This is a genomic window from Pseudomonas sp. EA_35y_Pfl2_R5, assembly GCF_963970805.1.
Lineage (GTDB): Bacteria > Pseudomonadota > Gammaproteobacteria > Pseudomonadales > Pseudomonadaceae > Aquipseudomonas.
The window spans coordinates 1-1272 of record NZ_CAXAOW010000037.1 but is presented as its reverse complement, the minus strand read 5'-3'; the positions used below and the strand labels follow the sequence as shown (position 1 = coordinate 1272).

At 50.9% G+C, this 1272-nt stretch carries 2 protein-coding genes; both read left to right on the top strand.

All coding sequences use genetic code 11. The annotated features are described in order from the left end of the window. Positions 1–507 (top strand): calcium-binding protein (locus AACX99_RS22100; RefSeq protein WP_339414558.1); only part of this gene is annotated, 507 nt, incomplete at its 5' end. A 512-nt stretch (positions 508–1019) separates the two neighbouring features. Next, a partial coding sequence (locus AACX99_RS22095; RefSeq protein ID WP_445261898.1) for a calcium-binding protein occupies positions 1020–1272 on the top strand: 253 nt, incomplete at its 3' end.

The window sequence follows — 1272 nt, the reverse complement described above, 5'->3', positions numbered from 1 at the left end:
GCGGGTAACGACATTATTGATGGCGGTGCGGGCAGCAACACGCTGTACGGCGGAGCCGGCGATGACACCTTGTTGGTACATGCCTCCTCCAATGGCAACGTCCTGGCCGGTGGTACCGGTAATGACGTGCTGATAGGTAGCGGCTACGCCGACACCTATGTATTCAACCTGGGTGATGGTGTGGACACCATCACCGATAGCGGGGGCAATGACCTACTGCTCTTTGGTCTGTCCCCCGATCAGCTCTGGTTTCAGCGTAATGGCAATAATCTCGATGTCTTAGTTGAGGGCACCAGTGATCGCGTTACTGTGAGCAACTGGTATTCCAATGGCGCTTCGCGAATAGAGTCGTTGCAGAGCTCTGGTGGTCTTGCGCTTACTGCAGCCCGTGTCCAAACCTTGGTCGATGCGATGGCCTCGTTCGGTGTGCCTGCTGGTGGTGAGTCCAACCTCACTGCTGATCAGCGGGCGCAGCTGGATGTGGTGATTGCAGCCAACTGGCAATAGCTCTATGCGTTGATTGAAAGAAAGGGCTCGTTGAAAGGCGAGCCTTCTCTTTAACTACAAGTCAACCCCTATGGGTAAGTGATAACTCAGGTAAGCCCTCCAGGGAGTCCGTGCACTTGTAAAGCCAAGAGGCTGGAAAGGCCATCGTGGCCGCTTAGCTCACCAGTCCAATAGCAGGACACCTGTAAGTAACGCTGTATTAATGCGTATGTTTTCGTGTTTGTAGTGCTTCAGTCATCTCTCTAAGCGCTGCCAAGTGATTTGATTGCGGAGTTAGTGTGAAGATTGTTTTAACTCGTATTTAAAATTTGCTTGCGAAAGTTTTGTAGGGCAAGGCTGAGTTTTTGGTGCGGTGATATGAAAGTAGTTTGTCAGCTGGGCACAGTTGTACTCTGTTACAGCTAGTTGCTGGTATGCCATTGAGTTAATGGTAGAGGCTTGACTCTCTATATCTATGTTCTTGGTGTTGGCGACTTAGTAAATTAAAAACTAAAAACATATAAGGAGCTTGAATGAAACTCAATGGGACTGTGGGTAGCGACATTTTGATAGGTGGTGCAGGAAATGACACTTTGGAAGGTGGCGCCGGCGATGATCATCTAATGGGCATGACAGGTGATGATCGTCTTTCCGGCGGCGATGGCAACGATCACCTGATGGACTTCGAGGGCAATAACAGCCTGCTCGGTGGTGCTGGCAACGATTGGCTGCATGCCGGCGAAGGTAACGACACCCTGGATGGCGGTACAGGCGATGACACCATGA